General features: G+C 64.3%; 28 protein-coding genes. 15 read left to right on the top strand and 13 right to left on the bottom strand.

Features of this window, described 5'->3' with window-relative positions:
* Positions 1 to 13 precede the first annotated feature (13 nt).
* On the top strand, positions 14 to 415 hold the full coding sequence (locus EN861_RS30465) for a VOC family protein (protein ID WP_127280128.1): 402 nt from the start codon (positions 14 to 16) through the stop codon (positions 413 to 415).
* A gap of 289 nt (positions 416 to 704) precedes the next feature.
* Here EN861_RS30465 and EN861_RS30460 read toward each other — a convergent pair whose 3' ends face one another.
* Complete coding sequence (locus EN861_RS30460; RefSeq protein WP_127280127.1) at positions 705 to 1,286, bottom strand: histidine phosphatase family protein; 582 nt, start codon at positions 1,284 to 1,286, stop codon at positions 705 to 707.
* 411 nt (positions 1,287 to 1,697) lie between these two features.
* On the opposite strand from EN861_RS30460, the gene EN861_RS30455 reads away from it, so the two are divergent.
* Positions 1,698 to 2,147: a universal stress protein gene (locus EN861_RS30455; protein WP_127281313.1), complete on the top strand. Its 450-nt coding sequence runs from the start codon at positions 1,698 to 1,700 to the stop codon at positions 2,145 to 2,147.
* Between the two features lie 34 nt (positions 2,148 to 2,181).
* Here EN861_RS30455 and EN861_RS30450 read toward each other — a convergent pair whose 3' ends face one another.
* Positions 2,182 to 3,087, bottom strand: coding sequence for an AraC family transcriptional regulator (locus tag EN861_RS30450; RefSeq protein WP_127870190.1), 906 nt, complete (start codon positions 3,085 to 3,087; stop codon positions 2,182 to 2,184).
* Positions 3,088 to 3,294: 207 nt separating this feature from the next.
* Here EN861_RS30450 and EN861_RS30445 point away from each other — a divergent pair, with 207 nt between their 5' ends.
* Positions 3,295 to 3,870, top strand: a complete 576-nt coding sequence (locus EN861_RS30445; protein ID WP_135867385.1) for a DUF308 domain-containing protein — start codon at positions 3,295 to 3,297, stop codon at positions 3,868 to 3,870.
* A gap of 63 nt (positions 3,871 to 3,933) precedes the next feature.
* On the opposite strand, the gene EN861_RS30440 is transcribed toward EN861_RS30445, so the two are convergent.
* Positions 3,934 to 4,689: a sulfite exporter TauE/SafE family protein gene (locus tag EN861_RS30440; RefSeq protein ID WP_135867384.1), complete on the bottom strand. Its 756-nt coding sequence runs from the start codon at positions 4,687 to 4,689 to the stop codon at positions 3,934 to 3,936.
* Between the two features lie 44 nt (positions 4,690 to 4,733).
* On the bottom strand, positions 4,734 to 4,937 hold the full coding sequence (locus tag EN861_RS30435; RefSeq protein ID WP_135867383.1) for a hypothetical protein: 204 nt from the start codon (positions 4,935 to 4,937) through the stop codon (positions 4,734 to 4,736).
* A 124-nt stretch (positions 4,938 to 5,061) separates the two neighbouring features.
* Here EN861_RS30435 and EN861_RS30430 point away from each other — a divergent pair, with 124 nt between their 5' ends.
* Positions 5,062 to 5,934, top strand: coding sequence for a LysR substrate-binding domain-containing protein (locus EN861_RS30430; RefSeq protein WP_135867382.1), 873 nt, complete (start codon positions 5,062 to 5,064; stop codon positions 5,932 to 5,934).
* A 21-nt stretch (positions 5,935 to 5,955) separates the two neighbouring features.
* On the opposite strand, the gene EN861_RS30425 is transcribed toward EN861_RS30430, so the two are convergent.
* The 5 genes from EN861_RS30425 to EN861_RS30400 all read right to left on the bottom strand — a co-directional run bounded on the left by EN861_RS30425 (position 5,956) and on the right by EN861_RS30400 (position 9,861).
* Positions 5,956 to 6,654: an RES family NAD+ phosphorylase gene (locus EN861_RS30425; RefSeq protein WP_135867381.1), complete on the bottom strand. Its 699-nt coding sequence runs from the start codon at positions 6,652 to 6,654 to the stop codon at positions 5,956 to 5,958.
* Positions 6,648 to 7,058, bottom strand: coding sequence for an MbcA/ParS/Xre antitoxin family protein (locus EN861_RS30420; RefSeq protein ID WP_135867380.1), 411 nt, complete (start codon positions 7,056 to 7,058; stop codon positions 6,648 to 6,650). Before EN861_RS30420 ends, EN861_RS30425 begins: the two co-directional genes overlap by 7 nt.
* A gap of 332 nt (positions 7,059 to 7,390) precedes the next feature.
* Positions 7,391 to 8,824: an aldehyde dehydrogenase family protein gene (locus tag EN861_RS30410; protein WP_135867379.1), complete on the bottom strand. Its 1,434-nt coding sequence runs from the start codon at positions 8,822 to 8,824 to the stop codon at positions 7,391 to 7,393.
* A 165-nt stretch (positions 8,825 to 8,989) separates the two neighbouring features.
* Positions 8,990 to 9,373 (bottom strand): ACT domain-containing protein, encoded by a 384-nt coding sequence (locus EN861_RS30405; RefSeq protein WP_135867378.1) that lies wholly within the window; start codon positions 9,371 to 9,373, stop codon positions 8,990 to 8,992.
* 2 nt (positions 9,374 to 9,375) lie between these two features.
* Positions 9,376 to 9,861 (bottom strand): GNAT family N-acetyltransferase, encoded by a 486-nt coding sequence (locus EN861_RS30400; RefSeq protein WP_135867377.1) that lies wholly within the window; start codon positions 9,859 to 9,861, stop codon positions 9,376 to 9,378.
* A 704-nt stretch (positions 9,862 to 10,565) separates the two neighbouring features.
* Between EN861_RS30400 and EN861_RS30395 the strand changes: the two genes are divergently transcribed.
* From EN861_RS30395 to EN861_RS30380, 4 genes are all read left to right on the top strand, one after another.
* Complete coding sequence (locus EN861_RS30395) at positions 10,566 to 10,943, top strand: ester cyclase (RefSeq protein WP_127870188.1); 378 nt, start codon at positions 10,566 to 10,568, stop codon at positions 10,941 to 10,943.
* 73 nt (positions 10,944 to 11,016) lie between these two features.
* Positions 11,017 to 11,298: a type II toxin-antitoxin system ParD family antitoxin gene (locus EN861_RS30390; RefSeq protein ID WP_135867376.1), complete on the top strand. Its 282-nt coding sequence runs from the start codon at positions 11,017 to 11,019 to the stop codon at positions 11,296 to 11,298.
* Positions 11,295 to 11,579 carry a type II toxin-antitoxin system RelE/ParE family toxin gene (locus EN861_RS30385; protein ID WP_135867375.1) on the top strand — a complete coding sequence of 95 codons (285 nt, stop codon included), beginning with the start codon at positions 11,295 to 11,297 and terminating at the stop codon, positions 11,577 to 11,579. The genes EN861_RS30390 and EN861_RS30385 overlap by 4 nt, the downstream gene beginning before the upstream one ends.
* A gap of 188 nt (positions 11,580 to 11,767) precedes the next feature.
* A complete protein-coding gene (locus tag EN861_RS30380; RefSeq protein WP_127280278.1) occupies positions 11,768 to 12,829 on the top strand; it encodes a YeiH family protein in 1,062 nt (353 codons plus the stop codon).
* Between the two features lie 221 nt (positions 12,830 to 13,050).
* On the opposite strand, the gene EN861_RS30370 is transcribed toward EN861_RS30380, so the two are convergent.
* Positions 13,051 to 13,548, bottom strand: a complete 498-nt coding sequence (locus tag EN861_RS30370) for a GAF domain-containing protein (protein WP_135867374.1) — start codon at positions 13,546 to 13,548, stop codon at positions 13,051 to 13,053.
* 323 nt (positions 13,549 to 13,871) lie between these two features.
* Here EN861_RS30370 and EN861_RS30365 point away from each other — a divergent pair, with 323 nt between their 5' ends.
* The 7 genes from EN861_RS30365 (at position 13,872) to EN861_RS30335 (ending at position 21,088) form a co-directional block, all read left to right on the top strand.
* On the top strand, positions 13,872 to 14,126 hold the full coding sequence (locus EN861_RS30365) for a hypothetical protein (protein ID WP_127280276.1): 255 nt from the start codon (positions 13,872 to 13,874) through the stop codon (positions 14,124 to 14,126).
* Positions 14,123 to 14,389, top strand: a complete 267-nt coding sequence (locus EN861_RS30360) for a DUF1488 domain-containing protein (RefSeq protein ID WP_135867373.1) — start codon at positions 14,123 to 14,125, stop codon at positions 14,387 to 14,389. Before EN861_RS30365 ends, EN861_RS30360 begins: the two co-directional genes overlap by 4 nt.
* 249 nt (positions 14,390 to 14,638) lie before the next feature.
* Positions 14,639 to 15,682: a LacI family DNA-binding transcriptional regulator gene (locus tag EN861_RS30355; RefSeq protein ID WP_135867372.1), complete on the top strand. Its 1,044-nt coding sequence runs from the start codon at positions 14,639 to 14,641 to the stop codon at positions 15,680 to 15,682.
* A 62-nt stretch (positions 15,683 to 15,744) separates the two neighbouring features.
* On the top strand, positions 15,745 to 16,992 hold the full coding sequence (locus tag EN861_RS30350; RefSeq protein WP_127870186.1) for a sugar ABC transporter substrate-binding protein: 1,248 nt from the start codon (positions 15,745 to 15,747) through the stop codon (positions 16,990 to 16,992).
* Positions 16,993 to 17,303: 311 nt separating this feature from the next.
* Positions 17,304 to 18,227, top strand: a complete 924-nt coding sequence (locus EN861_RS30345) for a sugar ABC transporter permease (RefSeq protein WP_135867422.1) — start codon at positions 17,304 to 17,306, stop codon at positions 18,225 to 18,227.
* A complete protein-coding gene (locus tag EN861_RS30340) occupies positions 18,227 to 19,084 on the top strand; it encodes a carbohydrate ABC transporter permease (protein WP_127870185.1) in 858 nt (285 codons plus the stop codon). The genes EN861_RS30345 and EN861_RS30340 overlap by 1 nt, the downstream gene beginning before the upstream one ends.
* A 21-nt stretch (positions 19,085 to 19,105) precedes the next feature.
* Positions 19,106 to 21,088 (top strand): glycoside hydrolase family 127 protein, encoded by a 1,983-nt coding sequence (locus EN861_RS30335; RefSeq protein ID WP_135867371.1) that lies wholly within the window; start codon positions 19,106 to 19,108, stop codon positions 21,086 to 21,088.
* Positions 21,089 to 21,117: 29 nt separating this feature from the next.
* On the opposite strand, the gene EN861_RS30330 is transcribed toward EN861_RS30335, so the two are convergent.
* The 3 genes from EN861_RS30330 to EN861_RS30320 form a co-directional block, all read right to left on the bottom strand.
* Positions 21,118 to 22,218: an acyltransferase family protein gene (locus EN861_RS30330; RefSeq protein ID WP_135867370.1), complete on the bottom strand. Its 1,101-nt coding sequence runs from the start codon at positions 22,216 to 22,218 to the stop codon at positions 21,118 to 21,120.
* 157 nt (positions 22,219 to 22,375) lie between these two features.
* Positions 22,376 to 22,774 (bottom strand): DUF1801 domain-containing protein, encoded by a 399-nt coding sequence (locus EN861_RS30325; protein WP_127279386.1) that lies wholly within the window; start codon positions 22,772 to 22,774, stop codon positions 22,376 to 22,378.
* 33 nt (positions 22,775 to 22,807) lie between these two features.
* A complete protein-coding gene (locus EN861_RS30320; protein ID WP_127279385.1) occupies positions 22,808 to 23,242 on the bottom strand; it encodes a DUF1801 domain-containing protein in 435 nt (144 codons plus the stop codon).
* Between the last annotated feature and the right edge of the window lies 1 nt (position 23,243).

Raw genomic sequence — 23,243 nt, 5'->3', positions numbered from 1 at the left:
AGGAGCCAATGCGATGAATTTCGTCTCTGTCCGCATCATCACGTCAGATGTCCAGCGCCTCGTGCGCTTCTACGGTGAGATCACCGGCATGCCGGTGACCGTATACACGGAAGACTTCGCCGAACTGGCGACCCCGGCCTGCACGCTGGCAATCGGCAGCACGCGCACCCTGATGCTGTTCGGCGGCGACATCGCCCGCCCCGCCGACAACCACACCGCCATCCTCGAATTCCGCGTCGGCGACGTCGATGCCGAATTCGCCCGGCTGTCGGACCTCATCAAGAAGACGACCGTGCAGGAGCCGACCACCATGCCTTGGGGCAACCGCTCGCTGCTGTTCCGTGACCCCGACGGCAATCTGGTGAATTTCTTCCAGCCCATCACCGCCGAGGCGATCAGGAAGTTCGAGAGGTAGGAGGCGGGCGCGCGGTTTGAGTTGATTAGCGTCCAGCATCGGAATTAGCCAAAGCCACCCAACACGTCGTCATCCTAGGGCGAAGCAGGAGCGCAGCTCCGTCGCGGAGACCCTAGGATCCATGCCGGGACCTTTGCCGTGAAGCGCAGCGGAGCAGAATTCCGCACCGTGGCTGCGCCCCGAAGTCGCGGCATGGATCCTCGGGTCTGCGCCGCGTCGCTTCGCTCCTTGCTTCGCCCGTGGATGACGAAGACGATAGGCGTCACCGCATCTGGTTGATGTGGCCTGCCTACTTCCCGTTCCACTTGCGCACGACCGGCTCGGTCAGATCATGCTCATAACCCAGCACGCTGATGCTGGCCGTGTCGAGCACGAACAGCGCCCCGCCTTCCGGCGGCAGGCCGAGCCAGCGGGCGGCGAGCACGCGCAGGAAATGCGCGCTGGAAAAAATCAGTATGTCGGCATTGGCCTTGCGCAGGCGATCGATAATCCTGTCGGCGCGGGCGCCGACATCGGCCGCCGTCTCGCCTTGCGGGCAACCGTCGCGAAACACGTTCCAGCCCGGCCGCTCGGCCAGGATTTCCTTGGTCGTGCGCCCTTCATAGGCGCCGTAATCCCACTCCTGCAGATCGTCCAGCTTGAGGCTCGCGGCCCCAAAGCCGGCAAGCACGCTGGTGTTGTAGGCGCGCTGCGACGGGCTCGTCCAAACCTGCGAAAACGACAGGCCTTTCAAGCGGTCCGCCACACCGCGCGCCGCCGCTTCGCCGGCCGGCGTCAGCGGCATGTCGGTGCGGCCTGTATGCTGCCCCGAAAGGCTCCACGCGGTCTCGCCATGCCGGACCAGATGGATCTGTGGAAACGCGCTGCTCATGGAATGCCTTTCAAAGTTGCCGGCACCTTAGAGGACGATTTCGCGAAGGGGAATCCGGCTGGCGAAATTCATGCCTCTTCTCGATGCGCCGGCGCCGCTCCTCATCTGGCTGCCGCCATCTTCTCCCCGTAAACGGGAGAAGGACGCTGTCGCCGCTGGTTTCGCCAATCGGCAGCGTTGCAAGTGAGGCCGCGGCGTTGAGGCAGCTTCTTTCTCCCAGTTTACGGGGAGAAATGCCCGGCAGGGCAATGAGGGGCAGCGCCGACACCAACGATTGACCGCCCGGGACACCAAGCTCTGGATATCGAATCCCTGGCTGGCCCTGATCCCCGCCGCTTTGGCTCAATGAATGAGCGCGGAGGCATAACTATCTATGTTGGAGAGTAATCAGGCATCACAGGTCGGATCATCATGTACAAACATCTGCTCATCGCCACCGACGGCTCGGAACTGGCCGGCAAGGGCGTCGCCCAGGGCCTCATTTTGGCCAAGGACCTCGGCGCCGCCGTCACCTTCGTCACCGTTTCGGAACAATTCCCGATCTTCGCCTGGGGCGGCGCCATGGCCGGCTATGCCGCCGGCGATGAACTGGCCGTCTTCCAGGAAGAATCGCGCCGCTATGGCAGGGAAGTGCTCGACAAATGCAAGGCATCCGCAGATGCCGCCGGCGTCTCCGCCAAACTGGTCCATGTCGAGGACAAACGGCCCGCCGAAGCGATCCTGGAATTGTCCAAGGCGCAAGACTGCGACCTGATCGTCATGGCCTCGCATGGCCGCCGCGGGCTGGGCAGGCTGCTTCTGGGCAGCCAGACGGCGGAGGTGCTGTCCTACACCGAGATCCCGGTGCTGGTGGTGCGGTAGGTCCCGCACCTCACTTTTTAAAAAATGCCGCCGGTCAGGGCTGCTTGCCGGGTTCATTCGTCAGCGCATATTCAACCCGTGGCGGGTGCCCGAAGAGCTGTTTGTAGGCCCGGCTGAAGGCGGCTTCGGATTCGTAGCCGATGCGCAAGCCGATCTCGCCCACGCGCGCGTCCCGCCTGGCCAGCAGATCGCGGGCCAGGCCCAGGCGCCATTCATTCTGGTAGCGCAGCGGTGAACGCCCGACGAGCGCGGCGAAGCGCTCGCAGAAGCTCGAACGTGACATGCCGGCCTTGTCGGCCAGTTCATTGATGCTCCACCGCTGCAGCGGCCTTTCGTGGATGGCCTTCAGGGAACGGGCGATGCGGGCATCGGAAAGCCCGCCGAGCCAGCCCGTCGCGTGCCCTTCATGCACCCAGCTGCGCAAGGTGCGGATGACCATGAGATCGATGATGCGGGAAATCATCAAGGCAGCACCCGGCTGGGCGCCGCTGGTTTCGACCATCAGGAACGGCAGCATTCCATCGACCCACCCTGCCCCCTGGGCACGCTGGATGTGAATGCAGTGCGGCAAGGCGAAGATCATCCCCCGCAGGCTGTCCGGATCGAACCAGAAGCGGCAGACGACGATCGCCACGCGCGGATGCGACGCCACCAGCCGCGACGCGCCGGGACCGCGAGGCAGCAGCACGAGGTCGCCGGCCTCGATGACGGCGGCGGCCTGGTCCTCGCTCTCCATGCGCAGCGCGCCGGCGGTCACCACGACGATATGAGCCTGCCCCTCGTCGAGATCGAGTTGCTCCGCCTCCGCCAGCGTGCGTGAAAAGACCTCGTCGCCGGTAAGCCTGATCTGCGCCAGCACATGCGAGAGAAGGTCGCCGGAGACACCCGCACGCGGCCCTCCATCCGGAAGAATGGTCAAGTTTTCAGGCGATTCAATCATGGATATGGCCGACCGGTTCTCATACATTCCTTGGCAAGGATAGCGCATTCCCATTGATTATGCGCTGTTTTCGCCTTGGCGCAAAGCCATTCCCGCGCCGAGGGCGCGAGAATGGGCTGTTCCAATCATCCAACCCTGAGGGCGTGATCAAGCGGGTCAACCCGCCGCCTCTCAGCCTCGGGCCATCCAACAAGACAGGACGTTCCAATGAGCACTCAAACCATCCAGGCGCCCAGCGGCGTTGCCGCATCGCAGTGGCTGAAGTCATATTATTTCCTCCGCGCCGGCTTTTCGGTCGCGTGGGTGGCGGCGGCCTTCACCCTTGGCAAAAGCGCGCCGCCGGTCGCGGCGATACTGCTGGTCGCCTACCCCGCCTGGGACGCGATCGCCAATGTTCTGGACGCGCAGCGCAGCGGCGGCCTGAAGGCCAATCCCAGCCAGGCGCTCAACGCGGCGGTCAGCACGATCACGGCGATCACGGTCTTCATCGCCCTTGGACAGGGCCCGCACGCGGTCCTGGCGGTGTTCGGGGCATGGGCCATTCTCTCCGGCCTGTTCCAGCTCGCCACCGGCGTGCGCCGTTGGCGGGCGGGCGCGCAATGGGCGATGGTGCTGAGCGGTGCGCAGTCGGCGCTTGCCGGCGGCTTCTTCATCAAACAGGCGATCGGCGCCGCGACGCCCGGCATCACCGATATCGCGCCCTATGCCGCGTTCGGCGCCTTCTATTTTCTCGTCTCGGCCATATGGCTGAGCGTCATGCAGGCACGCAAGCGCACCGCTTGATCCTCCAAAATGCCGGGCCCCGCCGAAACACTCGAAAGAGGTTTTGGGGCTGGCTTTTTTAGACTAGCCCTGCAGCGCAGCCTCCAACGCAAGATAGGCCCCGAGCGCCAGCAAGCCGGCGAAGAACACCGTGCGAAAAGTCTCGACGCTCATCCTTTGGCGCAGCGCCTGGCCGACCACCATGCCGGCCAGCGCCGGCGCCAGGGCCAGCACCGACCCCGTCAATTGCGCCGTCGGCGAGGCAAGCGCGCCGGCCCTGAACAGTCCGAAGCCGAGGGCCAAGGTCGATACGGTGAAGGAGAGGCCAAGCGCCTGGATCAGGTCTTCCCGGTCCAACCGCAACGATTGCAGATATGGCACCGCCGGAATGACGAAAACGCCGGTGGCGCCGGTGACCAGCCCGGTCGCCACGCCGACCAGCGGCGATATCCAGGCCTCGTGGCGCGCCGGCGTGGTGAAGCCGGCCTTGGCCAGGCCGACAAGCGCGTAGAGCATCAGCGCGGCGCCAAGCCCGGCCGAGGCGATCATCGTGTGTGCGCCGGTCAGCAGGCCGGCGCCAGTCACGGTGCCGACGACGACACCGGCCATCATCGTCCACAGCCGTTTCCAGAGCCCGCGGAAGGATGGACCGGTGAACAACTGCCACAGATTGGTGACCAGCGACGGAATCAACAGCAAGGCGGCGGCCTCAACCGGCGGCATGGCCGCCGCCAGCAGGCCCATCGCCACGGTCGGCAGCCCCATGCCGACGACGCCCTTGACGAGGCCGGCGGCGAGAAAAACGGCGCCGATGAAGGCGACGGCCCCGGCGCTTAGCATGGATGGACGTTCATTATGGATGGAACTCGAGCATGCCAATCCGGTCAATCATGCAACAACATGTCCGTCGCCTCGGCATCCGGGCTTGCCGGCACGGCATCGCGGCTGACGGAAGCCGCCGCCACGGCGCATCCCTGCGAACCAGGCTGCGCTTGCGCCATGGCAAGCGAGGCCACCGCGATCGCCAGCACGATCGCTGCGCTTTCAAGAATGCCTAGCCCTTGCCGGCCTGATGTTTTTTCACGCATAGCTTATCTCCGTCGCAAATGATTTGACTGACATGCGGGCCGCCCACAATGTGGAAGTTGCGCTGCCAGCCTTCGGCGTGAACGAAGGCTGAGCCTGGCACGACACGATTTGCGGGAGCGAGAAATGCGCTTCGACCTCACCGATCTCAGGCTGTTCCTGCTGGTGGCCGAACGCGGCAGCATCACCCATGGCGCCGAACTCGCCGGCCTGGCGCTGGCCTCGGCCAGCGCGCGCATCAAGGGCATGGAGGAAAGCCTCGGCGCGCCGCTTCTGGAGCGGCGCCGGCGCGGCGTGGTGCCGACGGCGGCCGGACAGGCGCTGCTCCACCATGCGCGCGCGGTGCAGAACCAGATCGAGGCGATGGCCGGCGACCTCGGTACCTATGCCACGGGCCTGCGCGCCCGCATACGGCTGATGGCCAACACGGCGGCGACCAGCGAACTCCTGCGCGACACGCTGCCGGCCTTCCTGGTCGCGCATCCCGGGATCGACATCGAGCTCGACGAACGCCCCAGCCATGAGATCGCCGAGGCGGTGGCGAACGGTGCCGCCGATCTTGGCATCGCCGCGACCTGGGCCGGCCTTTCGCATCTCGAGCAAAAACCGTTCTTCGTCGACCGCCTGGTGGTGATTACGGCGCGGAACAGGCCCGGCCTCGAAGGCCAGACCGCCAGCCTTGCCGACCTTCTCGGCGAAGCCTTCGTCGGCTTGAGCGCCGGCCATCCCTTGCAGGAGCACATCACCCGCCAGGCCGCCAGGCTCGGTGGCCACCTGCACTTCCGCATCCGCGTGCCCGGCCTCGACAATGTCTGCCGGCTGGTCTCGCAAGGCGCCGGCATCGCCATCGTGCCCGAAAGTGCGGCGCGCCGTTCGGCCCGCACGCTGCGCAGCCTGCGGCTCGGCGATGACTGGGCCACGCGCCAGCTCAATCTGTGCGCCCGCCGCTTCGAGGCGCTGACGCCGCAGGCGAAACTGCTGGCGGCGGCGTTGGCGTGAGGACAAGCCGCCCTGCCCTGCTCACACCACTTCGAGCACCTTGCCGGTGTCGTGCTGGCGCACGAAGTCGACGCGGCCGCCGTCCCAGTGGTAACTGTAGTGGCGGCCCTGGACCGGGACACCGATGACGTCGGGCCAAAAGATGCCGATACACTCCCCGTCCGGCATGCGCACGCTGTTCCACACCAGCCCGTCGCTTCCCGAGGCCCGCAGCGCCCGCCCTTCCGCCTGCGACGCCGTGTAGTCGTCCGGGTCGAGCACGCCGGGTACCGCGTTGACGTCGTCGAGGTCGCGGTCGACGCTGCCGATCAGCACGCGGAAATCGGCCGTCCAGCCCGGCGCCTCGTTGGTCGCGCGCATGAATTTCTGGTGATGGTGGATGGTTTCGGCGAGCGCCACGTCCTCGCTGTCGCCGGCATAATAGATGCCGTAGCTGCCGTCCGAGAAGCGGCCGGGCCGCAAGGTCGAGCAATGCACGAAAGGCGCCATGACGAAGCTGGCGCCCGGACCGGAAACCCGCCTTGCGGCCGGCACCTTGCCGAGATCGCCGAACTCGAGCCGGATGCGCGGGTTGGTCTTCTCCTCGACGGCGGCCAGCGCCTCCCAGTCGCGCGGGTCGGCAATATCCTCGAACAGGTCGATCGGCGGATGGATGGAGCGGATGATGCGATAGGTCTGTGGCCAGTGGACGCGGCGACGGACCGCCAGTCCACTCACCATGCACCACGCTCCGCGTCGAGCCATTCGCGCATCGCCGCGAGATCGGAGATGTCGCCGCGCAGCATCAGGTCGAGCGCCGACTGCCCGCCGAAAGTGGCATTGGGCTTGCGGATCCAGGCATAGCCGCGCGCCGGCTCGGTGAAGAGGTAGCGCAGCCCCTTGTGGATGCCCATCAGATGCGCCATGCGGGTGCGCAGGTCGCGGTCGATCCGGCCGATGCCGCCTTCCTTCCACCGCGCCCAGGTGCGGGCCGAAATGCCGCCAAGCAGCACGCAGGCCTCGAAGTCGGTGAGGTTCCAGGCCTTGAACAGATTGACCGTGGAGCGCGCCAGCGCACCGGCCTCTTCATCCGATATGGCTGAGCCGACCGCGGCCGGCGTCGTGGTGATGGCTTGAAGCTGCATGTTTAGACCTCGCTAATGGCAGATATATAGCATGTATCTGCCAATTGGCAAGGATGGGGGGGTATGGCTGAGCATATCAGTGTGGGCCTTGTGACCGAGACCGCTAATCGCCGAGGTCGGCGCCGCCCCTCATTGTCCTGCCGGACATTTCTCCCCGTATAGTGACGGGGAGAAAGATGCAGGCCGCAATGCCGGCGCCGCCTTCGCAATGCCGGAGATTGGCGAAATCATCCGCGAAAGCGTCCTTCTCCCGTCACTATAGGGGGAGAAGATGCCGGCAGGCAGATGAGGGGCGGCGCCGGCCCCTCTCCAGCTACGCTGCGGCCAAAGAACTACTCCGCCGCCTCATAGCCCGCGATGCCCTTGATCTCGAGGAAATCCTCGAGCCCGTATTCGGCATATTCGCGGCCGTTACCGGACTGCTTGTAGCCGCCGAAGGGCAGGCCGGCGTCCCATTGGGGATAGTTGATGTAGACATTGCCCGAGCGCATGCGCGCCGCCACGTCGCGGGCCTTCTGCAGGTCCTTGGCCTGGATGTAGGAGGCAAGGCCGTAGACGGTATCGTTGGCCTGCTGGACCGCCTGCTCGACCGTGTCGTAGGGCAGGATCGCCAGCACCGGGCCAAAAACCTCTTCGCGCGCGATGCGCATGTCGTGGGTGACGTCGGCGAACACGGTCGGCCTGACATAGTAGCCGCGGTTGAGTTCGGCAGGACGGCCGGGGCCGCCGGCAACCAGCGTCGCACCCTCGTCGATGCCGCTCTGGATCAGGTCCTGGATCTTGTCGAACTGGACCTGGCTGACGACAGGGCCGAGCCTGGTGTTGGCGCCGTCGGCCGGGCCGACGGTGAATTTTTCAGCCGCGACCTTGGCGTATCCCGCGGCCTCGTCGTGGCGGTCGCGCGGCACGAACATGCGGGTCGGCGCGTTGCAGGACTGGCCGCTGTTGCCGAAGCAGCCGGCGACCCCCTTGCTGACGGCGGTGGCGAGGTCGACATCCGGAAACAGGATGTTGGCCGACTTGCCGCCAAGCTCCTGATGCACGCGCTTGACGGTGTCGGCGGCCGCCTTGGCCACCAATATGCCGGCCCGGGTCGAACCGGTGAACGACATCATGTCGATGTCGGGGTGGCTGGACAGCGCCTGGCCGACGCCTGGGCCGTCGCCGTTGACGAGGTTGAACACGCCTTTCGGCAAGCCGGCCTCGTCGATGATCTCGGCGAAGATGATGGCGTCGAGCGGCGCGATTTCGGACGGCTTCAGCACCATGGTGCAGCCGGCGGCGAGTGCCGGACCCACCTTGCAGGTGATCTGGTTCAGCGGCCAGTTCCACGGCGTGATCAGGCCGACGACGCCGATCGGCTCCTTGACCACGAGATGGTTGCCCTTGACATGGCGGAACTGGAAATTCTTCAGCGTCTCGGCCATCTTCTGCAAATGCGCGAGACCGACGCCCACCTGGCTGTCGAGCGCCATCTGGCGCGGCGCGCCCATCTCGCGCGATACGGCGAGCGCCAGGTCCTTGCTGCGCTTTTTGTAGATCTCGATAACGCGGTTGAGGATATCGAGGCGCTCCTCGACAGAGATGAAGCCGTATGTGTTGAAGGCGCGCTTGGCGGCGGCCACCGCCTTGTCGACATCGGCCTTGGAGCCGAGCGAGATCTGCGCGAAGGCGTCTTCATTCGACGGATCGATGACGTCGAGCGTGTTGGGCACCACAGGATCGACCCACGCGCCATCGATATAGAACTGCAGATCGTGTGACATGGTTTCTCCCTGGGAGTGCCGCATGGCCGGTCCGGCCGTGATATCGGGCTAGAAATAACGATGCGCGAACGGCGCTGTCAAACGCAACCCCAGAAATGGTTGAGCCAGCGCGCCAGGGATTGAGCCAGAGCGCCAATCGTTGATCAGCGGCCGGCGATGAGCTGCCTAGAGCAGCGTATGCCCGGCTTCGCCCAGAAATCCTCTAGCCGCGGGCTCGTCTGTCGCTTTCACCAGCAGGTGGTCGCCATCGAAGGTCGATACCAGGAAGATGCCCAAACCGTTTTCCGACAGCGGCCTGATGACGGACAGCACAATGCCGGTTTCGTCGAACGCAAACGGCCCCTGCAACTTGAAGGCGACCCAGTCGCGATCGTGCTTGACGGCATCCGGCACGCGATCCTGAAGGCAGGTGATCGAGAGCTCGTCGTCGGTTCTGGTGACGCTGACGAAGCCCGGTCCGTCAGCCCAGGCAGGAATGCCGTCACCGGCTTGAAGCCGCGAAATCGCATACAGGCCGGGGAGTTGCTTGAGCTTGATCCTGGCAGCCATCCTCACGCTCCGGTTGGTGGGCATCCAACAAGCCGCTTGCTCATATAGACCGTCGTTCCGTTCAGGAACGGCTCCTCCCGATCGATCGTATAGCCAAGCTTGCGATAGAGCGACACATTGGCTTCGAAGGCGCCGTTGGTCAACAGGCGGAGCTCCGCGCGTCCTGCCGCGCGCGCCTTGGTTTCCACGCGCTCCAGCAGCAGCCGGCCGATGCCCCTGCCCTGCGCCTGCGGCGCAACGCAGACATTCTCGACCCACAGGTGATCGTCGGCGAGCAAAGTCTCGATCATGCCGACGATGCGGTCGTCCTCGACGGCGAGATCGAACGGATGCTCGGCGACAGCCTTGTCGTAATCGGCACGCATCGGCAGCGGCTCGCGGCCGATCACCGGCACCCATCTGGCATAGGCGGCACGCACGATATCCCTGATCGCGGCGGCGTCGGCAGGCTCGGCCGGCCGAAACCGGATGGAAGGATTGGCAATCATCAAAAGGCTCCATACATGAAAACCCCGCCGGCTGATGGTGCGGGCGGGGCGGGAAACGAACAAACCGGATCTATCGTGCCGGATTTATCGTCGCGCAATCAGCCTGCCGCTCCGCGCTATGCAGGAGCGGCGTCGCTTGGTGTTGGCGGGCGCGCGAGCGAACATGGCGGCACGCTGGCGCAGGAAGAGCGGTGCGTCAAGATCTGGGGATTGGCCCAAGCCCCCGACTTCGTCATCCACGGGCGAAGCAAGGAGCGTAGCGACGCGGCGCAGACCCGAGGATCCATGCCGCGACTTCCAGGCGCCGCAGCGGTGCAGAATCGGGCTCCGCTGCACCTGCCACCAAGGTCGCGGCATGGATCCTCGGGTCTTCGCGACGCCGCTACGCGGCTGCTCCGCCCGTGGATGACGACGCGGTTGATGTTTCAACCGATCGTCCGAGCATGTGGGTCATGAACGCAAGCGAGCCGTCGAACTGTCAGCGCTGTTTCAACACTCCTGCGCCGTCGGCCTAGACAGGATCTTGTTGATGTCGACCTCATCCGGCTGGGTCGTAGAGCGCGCATGCCTACTGCGACATCAGCGTGCTCGCTGCTGGTCGATGCATTCCGGTACCGGGCTGGAACGTCTGGACTGTGCCCACGGTCGTTCTATCTTCCGGTCGAGCATGATCTCGTCCAAGCGTCAGCAACGGAGCCATCACCGTGACCGAAACCGATCTCTATCGAGGCTATATCGACTGCCTCAACAACCAGGATTGGCAAAGGCTGCACCGCTTCGTCCATGACGAGGTGCACTACAATGGCGACCGCGTCGGATTGTCAGGCTATCGCGACATGCTGGAGCGGGATTTTCGGGAAATTCCGGACCTCTATTTCGATGTGCAACTGCTGATCTCCGATCCGCCTTTCATCGCCAGCCGCCTCCAGTTCAACTGCACGCCCAAGGGAACGTTCCTCGGCCTGCCCATCAATGGCAAAAAGGTCTCCTTCAGCGAGAACGTCTTCTATGAATATCTGAACGACAGGATCAGGAACGTCTGGTCGGTGATCGACAAGGCGGCGATCGAGGCGCAGCTTTGATGTCATGCGCCACCTGGCCTCCTTGCAGCCGGTGGTAAACTTGCCTACTTTGCCCAGGTAGGAGAACCCGCCGATGGCGAATGTCGAGAAAGTGAGCGTTGCCCTCACGCCCGAAATGGCAACCATGATGCGCGAGGCCGTTGCGGCGGGCGAATACGCTTCGGCGAGCGAAGTCATGCGCGAGGCCTTGCGCGAGTGGAAGTTTCGTCGGATGCAACGCGACCAAGCCATCGACGAGCTAGGCCGGCTTTGGGACGAAGGCATGGCAAGCGGCGATCCGGTCGACGGCCGCGATGCCTTCGCCCGGATCAAAGGCAAGCTTGATGCGAGGATTGCCGAGCGCACATCGCGATGACGCTACGCCTTCGACCGGAGGCCGAAGCTGATATCGAAGCCATCGCGCTTTATATAGCCGAGGACAGTCCTGCGGCGGCGTTGCGTTGGTATGACGAAATCCATGCCCATTGCGAACGCATCGCCGACATGCCGGGCATGGGCATTGCCCGGCCGGAAGTGCGACCGGGCTTGCGCACGTTCCCTGCGGGAAACTACTTGATCCTCTATCGCCAAACGGACGACGGTGCGGAGATCGTGCGTGTCATTCATGGCGCACGGCGGTGGCAGGACATGTTGTAGCCCGACGGATTGCGTTCTCGCAGCTCGGTGCGATGCATCGCCAAGCCATGAGCAATGCGCACACGCGTCCTTGAGACCGTTTGGACGGCCAATCGTTCGTAAAAATAGATCATTCCAACCAAAATAATTCGTTGGAAAGATCGATTATGAAATGGCATTTCCCCGGGATACCCGCCTGGAGAATTGCATTGTCTTCCCTGACCCGCATCGCGAACGATATTCCGAAAAGCAGGATTTCCGCCGATCTGGCGCGGGGCCGCAAGCGCCTCGATTCCCTGTGGAACGGCATCATCCCCGGGATCGTGCTGGTGTCGATGATCACGGCCGTCGCCTTCTCCGCCCGCAATGTCTCCGGCTTCGCCTTGTTCAGCCCGATGATCCTGGCCGTCGTGGCCGGCATGGTCTATTCCAATGTGCTCGGCACGCCGGCGCACGCCAGGGCCGGCATCGCCTTCTCGCAAAAGCGCCTGCTGCGCTTTGCCATCGTGCTGCTCGGCTTCCAGTTGACGCTCGGCCAGGTGGTTTCGATCGGCGCCAGCGGCGTCGGCATCGTGGCGGCGACCCTTGGCGCCACCTTCCTCTTCACCATCACGCTCGGCCGGCTGATCGGCGTCGATGCCAAGCTGGCGCAGCTGATCGCCGCCGGCACTTCGATCTGCGGCGCCTCGGCGATCGTGGCCACCAACATCGTCACCGACGCGCGCGATGAGGACGTCACCTATGCCGTCGCCTCGATCACCTTGTTCGGCACCGTCGCCATGCTCGGCTTCCCGCTGCTGGCGCCGCTGCTTGGCCTCGACCAGCACGCTTTTGGCCTGTGGGCGGGCGCTTCGATCCATGAGGTGGCGCAGGTCATCGGCGCCGGTTTCCAGAACGGCACCCAATCCGGCGAGATCGCCACCGTGGCCAAGCTGACGCGCGTCGCCATGCTGGCGCCGATGGTCATCGCGCTCGGCCTGATGGCACGCCGCAAGAGCGGCGACCCCTCGGCGGCGCGCCCGCCCATGCCGTGGTTCGTCGCCGCCTTCGTCGCCGTCGTGGCGCTGAACAGCCTTGTGGCGGTACCGGCCGAAGTGAAGCAGGCGATAGTGCTTGCCACCACCATCATGCTGACCATGGGGCTCGCCGCCATGGGCCTGCAGGCCGACATTTCGCAGCTTCGCTCGCGCGGCCTGCGCCCGCTGGCGCTCGCCTTCTGCGCCTTCCTGTTCATCGGCGGCTTCAGCCTGATGCTGGTGAAGCTGGCCTGATCCGCCTGTCCCTGCGCGTGAAGGCATAGGGGCACACGGCATCTGTCAAAACAAGGGCTTAGAGCAATTCCAGGAAAAGTGCGTAGCGGTTTTCCCGGGAGAAGCGCCTAGCGCTTCCCCTTGGGAGTTGAGTAAAAACAAGAAGTTAGAGCGGGTCAGAGATTCTATCAAACTCTGAACCGCTCCAGGAGGCCTTGTCTGAATCTGTTTGTGAGCCGGATTCAATCCTCGAACGAAGTCGCCGCGACATAGATTGCCGCCAGCGCCTCGATGCCGGCCTGGTCGGCACTGTCGAAACGGCCGGGCGTCGGGCTGTCGAGATCGAGCACGCCGAAGACACCCTCCTCGTCTTCCAGCAGCACCACCAGTTCGGAGCGCGAGTCGGCGTCGCAGGCGATGTGGCCGGGGAAATCATGCACGTCCTTGATCAGCATCGAAGTGCCGAGCTCGACCGCCGTTCCGCACACGCCCTTGCCGACAGTGATGCGCACGCAGGCCGGCTTGCCCTGGAAGGGGCCGAGCACCAGTTCCTCGTCCGATGCCAGGAAGTAGAAGCCGGCCCAGTTGAGGTCGGGCACCATCTGGAAGATCAGCGCCGAGGTGTTGGCGGCGTTGGCGATGGAATCGCCCTCGCCCTCCAGCAATGCCTTCAATTGCTTGGCGAGGTCGCGGTAGAATTCGGCCTTGTTGGAGGCGTCGATGGCCTTGGCGGCAAACATGGCTTGTCTCCGTATACAGAATCGCGGTTCCGTTTTCCGCAAACGCCCCCAATCGACCACCGGACCATCCTAGGCAATTTCAGGAAGGTGCGAAACGGATTTCCGTTCGAAATAGCGTCCGTTGGCACCTCGGCCCGACCTACATTTCCCGGAGGCAAGGATAATCTTGGCCGCGGGAGAATATTCAAAAGTATTATTTCAGCGCTCGCTTTCTCGGCGCCGGCAAAGCGCCAAATAATTCGAAAGATTGAATTTTTCCTGCCGAGCGCCTATTTATCGGACAAGTTCGTTTTCACGATTTCAGCATGAAGGAGATTTGTTCGATGGCCGATGGCAATCAGACTCTGATGGAAAAAGCCCAAGCCCGCTTTGTCGACAAGCAGAAGAAGACGGCGGAGCACAACAAGGCGACCGCTGAATACATGTCCGAGGCGCGTGCCAGGGAGATCAAGACGAAACGGCTGAGGGAGTTGCGGCTGGCCAAGGAAGAAGCCGACCGCGTGGCCGAAGCGCTGAACCCGACGCCGAAGGCGAAACGGGTGGCCAAGAAGGCCGCCGCAACGGGGGTCAAGACATGAGCCTGACCTTCCCCAACCGCAGCCGCAGCTATGACGTGGCCGGTCAACGCATCCGCTTCGTCGGCCATGACGGCATGCTGCAGATTTCCTTCTCCGTGGCCGCCGATGCCATGACCAGGATGCAGCCCGACACCACCGCCGACGAGGCCGGCTATCTTGCCGCCTTCGACAGGTCGAGTTCCACGATCCACGACGTCGCCGCCAAGGCCTACAGCCGCACCCACAAGAGCTTGTATATGCTGACATCGGATGATTTCCGCTGAGAAGCTGCCGAAGCGGTCTTGAGTCCATGAATGCGCACGGCGTGGACCCGGCACCGATTGGCCGCGCCCTCACGCAAAATCCGATCGCGCCAGCGACTGCAAATTTTTCTCTTGAACAGGTCTTTGATGTGCCCTAGCCTGAGTTGAGAAAAGGTTTTTCCAGACAGCCCCGATCAGGCTCGGCCATTGGCCGGGCCTTATTCCGGCCGATAAGGGAAAACCTTTTCCCAGCTAAGGATTCTTGCCGCGATGGCATCGGACGATCAGCCAGTTCCGGTCTTTCCCAAGCCCGTCACCTTGCGCGACGTGGCCGCCCGGGCCGGCGTCAGCGTCGCCACCGCGTCGAAGGCGCTCAATGACCAGGGGCGCATGACGGCCGAGACCCGCGAGCGCATCCGCGAGACGGCGCGCAGCCTGGGATTTCGTCCCAACAGCCTGGCGCAGAGCCTGCTGAGGCGGCGCTCCTTCACCGTCGGCCTGCTCACCAACGATACCTATGGCCGTTTCTCGCTGCCACTGATGTCGGGCATATCGGACGCCCTGGTCGATGCCGGCGTTTCGGTGTTCCTGTGCAATGTCGAGGAGGATCCGCGCCTCGGCCAGCTCCATGTCGAGGCCATGCTCGACAAGCGCGTCGACGGCATCATCGCCACCGGCAAGCGCATCGACCGCCATTTGCCGGTCGACCTGTCCAACCTGCGCGTCCCGGTGATCTATGCCTTCACCCAGCCCGATCCCGACGCTGTCGCCTTCGTCTCCGACGATGGCGGCGGGGCGCGGCTGGCGATCGAGCATTTCCGCCGGCTCGGCCGCAAGCGCATCGCCCATGTCACCGGTCCGGCGAGCTTTGCCGTGGTGCACGAACGGGCTCAGGCTTACCGCGCCGTCTTGACGGAAAACGGCCTGCCGGTGATCGAGCCGCTGCTCGGCGCCTGGTCTGAGGCCTGGGGACATGACGCCGTGGCGAAACTGTTCGATGGCAACGGCGAAAAACCGGACGCTGTCTTCTGCGGCAACGACCAGATCGCGCGCGGCGTCATCGATGCTCTGCGCGAACGCGGCCTCGGCGTGCCCAATGATGTCGGCGTCATCGGCTTCGACAATTGGGAGATCGTGGCCGAGGCGACCCGCCCGCCGCTGACCTCGGTCGACATGAACCTGGCAGCATTAGGCCGCGAGGCCGGGCTGACCCTGCTTTCCCTGGTCGGCGGCAAATCCGCCGCGCCAGGCATCAGAAAACTGCCGTGCCGGCTGGTGGTGCGTCAGTCCTGCGGCCGTCCGCCGGACGGCTGAAACAAAGCGCCACGCGATCGGCGCCAAGCCGCGGACAGCGGCCAACCCTGGAGGAGGAGAACATGAGGAACCTGATTGCCAAACTGGCCCTGGCCGCTGCCGCTCTGGGCTGCGGCCTGCAACTTGCCGCCGCCGAGACCGCCAACATCTGGGTGCGCGCCGACGGCTCGAACTTCATGCCGAGGATCGTCGACGCCTTCAACAAGGCGAACAAGGACCAGGTCAAGCTCGACATCATCCCCAATGCCGAGATCATCCCAAAATATGGCGCGGCCGCCGCCGGCGGCACGGCGCCCGACGCGCTCTCGCTCGACCTGATCTACACCCCGTCCTTCGCCGCCGCCGGCCAGCTCGAGGACATCACCGACTGGGCCAAGTCCCTGCCCTATTTCGCCAGCCTGTCGCCGGCGCATGTGAAGACCGGCACCTACAAGGACCATATTTACGGCCTGCCCTTCTCGGCCGACGCCTCGGTGCTGATCTGGAACAAGAAGCTGTTCAAGCAGGCCGGCCTCGACCCAGAAAAAGGCCCGACCAACTGGGCCGAAATCGAGGCCGATGCCGAGAAGGTCAACGCGCTTGGCGGCAACATCAAGGGCTTCTATTTCTCCGGCAATTGCGGCGGCTGCAACATCTTCACCTTCACGCCGCTGATCTGGGCCTCTGGCGGCGACATCCTGTCGGAGGACGGCTCCAAGGCGACGCTGGACAGCCCGCAGCTGCGTGGCGCCATCGATCTCTACCGCTCCATGGTCAAGAAGGACCTGGTGCCGGCGGGCGCGCAGACCGACACCGGCGCCAATTTCTTCGCCGCCTTCGCCGCCGGCAATATCGGCATCTCGCCCTCTGGCGCCTTTGCCATCGGCGCGCTCAACACGCAGTATCCCAATGTCGACTACGGCATCACCTTCCTGCCGGGCAAGGATGGCAACTGGTCGTCCTTTGCCGGCGGCGACAATTTCGTCGTCACCAAGGGCACCAAGAAGCTCGCCGTGGTGAAGGAGTTCCTGGACTTCGCCTATTCGCTCGAGGGCCAGACCATCCTCGCCAAATACGGCAGCCTGCCGGTGCGCGGCGACATCGCCAAGGACGCGCTCAAGGATCTCGATCCGCGCTACCAGATCGCCGCCGAGGCGATGGCGAAGGGCAAGACCCCCTACTCGGTGGTGTTCAACGACCTGATCAACTCCGCCAACGGCCCATGGACGCAGATGATCAACGAGGTGTTCTTCGGCGACGACGTCGATGGCGCGATCGCCAACGCCCAGGAAACCATGCAGTCGATCATCGACCAGGCGCCGCAGAAATAGGCGCCTGTCCGGCCGCTCGCCTGTCTCCCTGGGCGGGCGGCCGGAAATTGTTTTGGTTCAAATGGCAGGGCTATCGCGTTGAGAAGACTCGGTTGCATCTCCGCTTCGGAGCGTCGGAGGGTTGGTTCTCCCTTCTCCCCTTGTGGGAGAAGGTGGCCTCGCGAAGCGAGGTCGGATGAGGGGTGCTCCAGCTTGGCAACAAGTTCGAAATCGCACCTGCCTCATTGCTTGGCGCACCCCTCAACCGTCTCGGCGCTGCGCGCCGATCCACCTTCTCCCACAAGGGGAGAAGGAAGAACGAGCGCGCAGCCATGACCACCATCACAACCACCGCCCCGCCCCGCGCCCGCAAGCTCGTCGGCGCTGGGCGCCGGCAGTGGATCGGCCTGCTCTATGTCGCGCCGGCGGTCGCGCTCGTCATGCTGTTCTTCGTCATCCCGCTCGGCATGACGGCGTGGATGTCGCTGCACAATTGGCCGCTGATGGGCGAGCATTCCTTCATAGGCCTCGGTAATTACTGGGCAATCCTGCGCGATACCAGGTTCTGGAACGCGCTGAGGTTCACCGGCTACTACACGCTGGTCGTCACCATCGCGATCTTCGCCGTCGCCTTTCCGCTGGCGATCTTCATCGAGCGGCCGCCCCCGTTCACCAATGTCTACCGCACCATGTTCTTCATGCCGGCGGTGGTCGGCTTCGCCTCGGCGAGCCTGCTCTGGTCGTGGCTGCTCAACGTCGATTCCGGCCTGTTCAGCCCCGCCGCCTACGACCTCGGCCTGATCGACAGGAAGTTCAACCTGCTCGCCACCTTCCAGCCGGCCTTCTGGTCGATCATCGCCATGGTGGTGTGGAAGGTCGCCGGCTTCACCATGATCATCCTGATGACCGGCCTGCAATCGATCCCGCAGGACCTGCAGGAGGCCGCCGTCATCGACGGCGCCGGGCCGCTCGCCAGGTTCCGGGCGATCACCTTGCCGCTGATGCGCCGCACGCTGGCGCTGGCGCTGATCCTGTCGGTGGCCGGCTCGATCCTCGCCTTCGACCAGTTCTACATCATCCTGCGCGGCGGCCCGCGCAACCAGACGCTGACGGCGGTCTACTGGATCTTCAACCAGTCCTTCGTGTCGTTCAAGCTCGGCTATGGCGCGGCGCTGTCGATGGTGCTGCTGGTCATTCTGGTGGCGCTCAGCCTCGTCCAGCTCTGGCTGCTGCGCAAGCCCGAGGGGCTCGACTGATGGCGCAGGCGATATCAGCCAGAGGCAAGCTCGCCGCCCGCCTCGCCAGGCACTCCACCGGCATCATCGCCTCGCTGCTGTTCGTGGCGCCGATCGTGTGGACGGTGCTGTCGGCCTTCAAGCCGGCGCAGGAGGCGCGCCTGCCGCCGCTGCCGCCCTGGCCGACCACGGGCTTCTCGCTCGAGAACTATCAAACGCTGAACAGTTTCGGCGACGGCCTGTGGGTCTCGGCGCAGAACAGCATCTATGTCTCGGTGATGACCGTCATATTGTCGGTCATTGTCAGCGTGCTCGCCGGTTACGGCTTCTCGCGGTTTCGGTTTCCGTTCAAGGACCTGTTCTTCGTCCTCATCCTGTCGACGATCATGATCCCGTTCCAGTCGATCCTGACGCCGATCTTCCTGGTGCTGACCAAGCTTGGCCTGCACAACACGCTGACCGGGCTGGTCGGCGTCTATGTGACGCTTCAATTGCCGTTCTCGATCTTCATGATGCGCAACGCCTTCGACGCGGTGCCGCGCGAGATCGAGGAGGCCGCTCGCATGGACGGCGCCGGCAACGCCACCATGCTCATAAAGGTGATGCTGCCGCTGGTCTGGCCTGGCGTCGTCACCATCGCGCTGTTTGCCTTCCTTGGCGCCTGGAACGAGTTCCTCGCTGCCCTGGTGCTGATGACCGACCAGTCCAAATTCACGCTGCCGGTGATGATGACCGCGCTTCAGTCGGGCCGCTTCGGCGCCATCGACTGGGGCGCCGTGCAGGCGGGCGTCACCGTGATGATGGTGCCCTGCCTGATCCTGTTCCTGGCTTTGCAGCGCTTCTACATCCGCGGCCTGATGGCCGGGGCCGTCAAGTAATCGATCGAATGGAGTGAGTTCATGACAGCATCGCCATCCCCCCGGCCCGCCACCACAGCCAGGCCCAAGCTCGCCTTCCGCCCGCTGCCGGTGCCGCAGGTCGACGTGCGCGGCTTCTGGGGCGACCGCGCCGAGGCGGTCGCGACGCGCACCGCCGACATCCTTTACGACCGCTGCGTGGAGGCGCGCATGCTGGAGCAGATCGACCCCGACCGTCCCTCGCCCGGCATCGTCATTCCGTTCCACTCGCCGTCGCCCGACGAGGCCGCCTCCCCCGGCTTCACCGGTTCGACGGTGACCACGCAGATGTTCTGGGATTCCGATCTCGGCAAGACGATCGAGACCGCGGCCTATTCGCTCTACCGGCGCAAGAATCCCGAACTGGAGAAGAAGATCGACGCCGTCATCGACATGTATGGCAGACTGCAGCAGGAAGACGGCTATCTCTCCAGCTGGTACCAGCGCATCCAGCCCGGCAAGCGCTGGACCAATCTGCGCGACTGCCACGAGCTTTACTGCGCCGGCCACCTGATCGAGGGCGCGGTCGCCTACTACCAGGCGACCGGCAAGCGCAAGCTGCTCGACATCATGTGCCGCTATGCCGACCACATCGCCTCGGTACTCGGCCCCGAGCCCGGCAAGAAAAAGGGCTATTGCGGCCATGAGGAGATCGAGCTGGCGTTGGTCAAGCTGGCGCGGGTGACCGGCGAGCGGAAATACATGGAGCTGGCCAAATACTTCATCGACCAGCGTGGCCTTGAGCCGCATTATTTCGACGAGGAGGCCCGCGCTCGCGGCGCCGATCCGAAGGCCTATCATTTCAAGACCTATGAATACAGCCAGTCGCACATCCCGGTGCGCGAGCAGGACAAGGTCGTCGGCCATGCGGTCAGGGCCATGTATCTCTATTCGGGCATGGCCGACATCGCCACCGAATATGGCGACGACACGCTGCGGCTGGCGCTCGACCGGCTGTGGGACGACCTCACCACGAAAAACCTCTATATCACCGGCGGGCTCGGGCCGTCGGCGCACAATGAGGGTTTCACCAGCGACTATGACCTGCCCAACGAAACCGCCTATGCCGAGACCTGCGCCTCGGTCGGTTTGGTGTTCTGGGCCAGCCGCATGCTCGGCATGGGGCCGAACGCTCGCTATGCCGACATGATGGAGCGCGCGCTCTACAATGGCTCGATCTCCGGCCTGTCGCTCGACGGCTCGCTGTTCTTCTACGAGAACCCGCTGGAAAGCCGGGGCAAGCACAACAGATGGAAATGGCACCGCTGCCCCTGCTGCCCGCCCAATATCGGGCGCATGGTCGCTTCCATCGGCAGTTATTTCTACAGCCTGTCCGACGATGCGCTGGCCGTGCACCTCTATGGCGACTCCACCGCCCGCTTCGACATAGCGGGCGTGCCGGTGACGCTGACGCAGGCGAGCCGCTATCCCTGGGACGGCTCGGTCGAGATCACGGTCGAGCCGCAGGCCGCAGTGGAGTTCACGCTGCATCTGCGGGTGCCGGGTTGGAGTTCCGCCGCCAGGCTCGAAATCAACGGCGAGACGATCGACCTCGAGGACGTGACCAGCGACGGCTACGCCGCCATCCGCCGCAGCTGGAAAAAAGGCGACCGTGTCAGGCTCGACCTCGAAATGCCGATCGAGCGGCTCTATGCCAATCCCGAGGTGCGGCAGGATGCCGGCCGCGTCGCGCTGTCGCGCGGGCCGCTGATCTACTGCGTCGAGGCGACCGACAATGACACCAGCCTGCATCGACTGACCCTGCCGCGCACAGCCGGCATCGAGGCGCATGACGAACCGGACCTGCTCGGCGGCGTGGTGACGCTTGCAGCCACGGCGCAAGCCGATGCCGGCGACGGCTGGCAGGACGGGCTTTATCGCTCCGAACCGCCGGCCAAGGTCGAGACGCGCCTGACCGCCATCCCCTATTTCGCCTGGGACAACCGCGAGCCCGGCGAGATGCTGGTCTGGCTGCGGGACGGCTGAGGCAGGCTGCAGGGCCTCTTGCGGCTTTGTTATGTCCGGCTTGACTGGGTGGCGGCGGCAGGCAGCGGTGTTTTCGACGCAGCTTGCGCGGCGCTGCCGTCGTCGACATGCGCCCAGGCTGGCCGCTCGAACAGGAACATGCCGAAACCGATGCGCTGGACGATGAAGTAGAGGATCACCGGGCTGATGATCGACACCAGCAGCACCGCCAGGCTGAGCATGCCGGTGTCGGTCAGGAGGCCGCTTGCGAGTGCCGCGCCGCGAAACAGCGACATCGGGATGGTGAAGGCGACATAGACGACCAGTGAGTGCTCGCCCAGCCAGCGCAGCCATTCCATGGCCGGGAATTTCGACAGGAAACCGCCAAGCACGCACAGCGCCACCGCGCCGGCGACCGCCAAGGTGAGATGCAGCGGCGGCCATGCCGCCAAGCCCATCCGCATGCCGACCGGCTGCATGGCATAGCCCGGCGAATAGACCAGCAGGCCGTTGACAACAGCCCACAGGAGCAGCCCGGCGACGGCCAGCGCCGGGCGGGCCTGCGTCCATTCGACGAGCCTGAACACCAGCGGCGCCATGACGAAGCCGACGTAGAAAAAGACGAAATAGGCCGCGAATTGTTCGACCGCGTAGCTATCGGGATGCGGCGCCCACATCTGCAGGCAGGCGGCGATCGGGATGACGATCCAGGCGGGGACCGTAAACTGGCGCAGCAGTTTCGCCGCAAGGCCGAACACCGCCAGCATGTAGATGAACCACAGCACGCCATAGGGCTGCACGACGGCCATTGCGAGGTCGTGCAGCATGCCGGCGGGGTCCCTGCTGAAGATGCCGATCTTCAGGCCGATCGAGATAATCGCCCACAGCACGTAGAAATAGAGGTAATGGACGACGCGCCGGTCGACATAGCGCCGCCATGGCCGGTCGATCACCTGCGACAGGAAAAGTCCGGAGATCAGGAAGAATTCGGGCATGCGAAACGGCGTCGCGAAGCCGATGACATAGTGGAGAAAGCCCACCCCGCCCGTGTACTCGCCGGTGTTGTAGGCCGAGTACATCATGACCACGAGGATGATCGAGAGGCCTTTGGCCGTGTCCACCCACGGCATGCGCATAGGGCTGCTGTTCATGGCGGCGAATCCAAACCCGGCCGGCCCGGCTGGCCAGCCATCATCCGGCGCTATCTAGCACCATCAAGCTTCCCAGATCGTAAACGGGGCCGATCGCTCGCGGCGACCAAACCACTACAGCTTTGACCGTCACGCGCTATGACTATCACGCGGCAGACTACCTTCGCGCCTTCGACTTGTTCAAAGCAACGGCGGCGCGCACCAGCGCCTTGAAGGCCTCCTCGTCCACCTCTTCGCCTTGCTGGAAGTCGATGGCGCGGCGCGTATTGCCTTCGAGACTGGAGTTGAACAGCCGCGCCGGATCGGGCAGCGCCGCACCCTTGGCGAAGGTCAGCTTGACGACGGCCTTGTAGGTCTCGCCCGTGCAGATCATGCCGGCATCCTCCCACACCGGCACGCCGCGCCATTTCCACGTCTCGGCCACGTCGGGATCGGCTTGATGAATCAGCGTGCGCAACCTGGCGAGCATCTCGCCGCGCCAGTCGCCCAATTCCTTGATCCTGCCGTCGATCAGTTCGGAGGGAGATTTGCTCGCCTGCGCTTCCGTGGTCGTCATGATGTTTCTCCTTCGAACTGACAAATAGAGCGCTTACATGCGCTCGCCAGGCAATTGGCTGGCCTGCTTCGCCCAGGCGCTGAACCGCGCCTCGTCGAACGCGTCGTCCTCGCGGATGTCGAGATAGCGCGTATCCCCGCTCTTGGACGCGCCAGGCGGCACCGGGTCCAGCGCTAGGCCGCGAAAGAAAGCCACCTTGATGTATTGCGTGAAGCAATGGATGCCGAGGAACCAGCCCTCGCCTTCGACGCCATAGAGCGGCGAGTTCCATTTGACCGCCTTCCGCACGCCGGGCACGGCGCGTTCGATGAGCGCATCGAGGCGTTGGCCGACCTCGCGCTTCCAGCCCGGCATGGCCGCGATATAGGCCTGCACCGGCGCATCGCCATGGCCCTTGGCGATCCGCGGGTTGCCGCCGGAAAGCAGCTTCGGCTCAGCCTTGGCGGCTGGTTTTGTCGATTTCCCCATC

The organism is Mesorhizobium sp. M8A.F.Ca.ET.218.01.1.1 (assembly GCF_004791165.1).
Lineage (GTDB): Bacteria > Pseudomonadota > Alphaproteobacteria > Rhizobiales > Rhizobiaceae > Mesorhizobium.
This window is presented reverse-complemented; position numbering and strand designations above follow the sequence as displayed.

What these genes read in the sequence shown, in the direction of transcription:
- EN861_RS30465 (WP_127280128.1), top strand. Translation starts at nt 14, where the DNA reads ATGAATTTCGTCTCTGTCCGCATCATCACGTCAGATGTCCAGCGCCTC.
- EN861_RS30460 (WP_127280127.1), bottom strand. Translation starts at nt 1,286, where the DNA reads ATGAGCAGCGCGTTTCCACAGATCCATCTGGTCCGGCATGGCGAGACC.
- EN861_RS30455 (WP_127281313.1), top strand. Translation starts at nt 1,698, where the DNA reads ATGTACAAACATCTGCTCATCGCCACCGACGGCTCGGAACTGGCCGGC.
- EN861_RS30450 (WP_127870190.1), bottom strand. Translation starts at nt 3,087, where the DNA reads ATGATTGAATCGCCTGAAAACTTGACCATTCTTCCGGATGGAGGGCCG.
- EN861_RS30445 (WP_135867385.1), top strand. Translation starts at nt 3,295, where the DNA reads ATGAGCACTCAAACCATCCAGGCGCCCAGCGGCGTTGCCGCATCGCAG.
- EN861_RS30440 (WP_135867384.1), bottom strand. Translation starts at nt 4,689, where the DNA reads ATGCTAAGCGCCGGGGCCGTCGCCTTCATCGGCGCCGTTTTTCTCGCC.
- EN861_RS30435 (WP_135867383.1), bottom strand. Translation starts at nt 4,937, where the DNA reads ATGCGTGAAAAAACATCAGGCCGGCAAGGGCTAGGCATTCTTGAAAGC.
- EN861_RS30430 (WP_135867382.1), top strand. Translation starts at nt 5,062, where the DNA reads ATGCGCTTCGACCTCACCGATCTCAGGCTGTTCCTGCTGGTGGCCGAA.
- EN861_RS30425 (WP_135867381.1), bottom strand. Translation starts at nt 6,654, where the DNA reads ATGGTGAGTGGACTGGCGGTCCGTCGCCGCGTCCACTGGCCACAGACC.
- EN861_RS30420 (WP_135867380.1), bottom strand. Translation starts at nt 7,058, where the DNA reads ATGCAGCTTCAAGCCATCACCACGACGCCGGCCGCGGTCGGCTCAGCC.
- EN861_RS30410 (WP_135867379.1), bottom strand. Translation starts at nt 8,824, where the DNA reads ATGTCACACGATCTGCAGTTCTATATCGATGGCGCGTGGGTCGATCCT.
- EN861_RS30405 (WP_135867378.1), bottom strand. Translation starts at nt 9,373, where the DNA reads ATGGCTGCCAGGATCAAGCTCAAGCAACTCCCCGGCCTGTATGCGATT.
- EN861_RS30400 (WP_135867377.1), bottom strand. Translation starts at nt 9,861, where the DNA reads ATGATTGCCAATCCTTCCATCCGGTTTCGGCCGGCCGAGCCTGCCGAC.
- EN861_RS30390 (WP_135867376.1), top strand. Translation starts at nt 11,017, where the DNA reads ATGGCGAATGTCGAGAAAGTGAGCGTTGCCCTCACGCCCGAAATGGCA.
- EN861_RS30385 (WP_135867375.1), top strand. Translation starts at nt 11,295, where the DNA reads ATGACGCTACGCCTTCGACCGGAGGCCGAAGCTGATATCGAAGCCATC.
- EN861_RS30370 (WP_135867374.1), bottom strand. Translation starts at nt 13,548, where the DNA reads ATGTTTGCCGCCAAGGCCATCGACGCCTCCAACAAGGCCGAATTCTAC.
- EN861_RS30365 (WP_127280276.1), top strand. Translation starts at nt 13,872, where the DNA reads ATGGCCGATGGCAATCAGACTCTGATGGAAAAAGCCCAAGCCCGCTTT.
- EN861_RS30360 (WP_135867373.1), top strand. Translation starts at nt 14,123, where the DNA reads ATGAGCCTGACCTTCCCCAACCGCAGCCGCAGCTATGACGTGGCCGGT.
- EN861_RS30355 (WP_135867372.1), top strand. Translation starts at nt 14,639, where the DNA reads ATGGCATCGGACGATCAGCCAGTTCCGGTCTTTCCCAAGCCCGTCACC.
- EN861_RS30350 (WP_127870186.1), top strand. Translation starts at nt 15,745, where the DNA reads ATGAGGAACCTGATTGCCAAACTGGCCCTGGCCGCTGCCGCTCTGGGC.
- EN861_RS30345 (WP_135867422.1), top strand. Translation starts at nt 17,304, where the DNA reads ATGACCACCATCACAACCACCGCCCCGCCCCGCGCCCGCAAGCTCGTC.
- EN861_RS30340 (WP_127870185.1), top strand. Translation starts at nt 18,227, where the DNA reads ATGGCGCAGGCGATATCAGCCAGAGGCAAGCTCGCCGCCCGCCTCGCC.
- EN861_RS30335 (WP_135867371.1), top strand. Translation starts at nt 19,106, where the DNA reads ATGACAGCATCGCCATCCCCCCGGCCCGCCACCACAGCCAGGCCCAAG.
- EN861_RS30330 (WP_135867370.1), bottom strand. Translation starts at nt 22,218, where the DNA reads ATGAACAGCAGCCCTATGCGCATGCCGTGGGTGGACACGGCCAAAGGC.
- EN861_RS30325 (WP_127279386.1), bottom strand. Translation starts at nt 22,774, where the DNA reads ATGACGACCACGGAAGCGCAGGCGAGCAAATCTCCCTCCGAACTGATC.
- EN861_RS30320 (WP_127279385.1), bottom strand. Translation starts at nt 23,242, where the DNA reads ATGGGGAAATCGACAAAACCAGCCGCCAAGGCTGAGCCGAAGCTGCTT.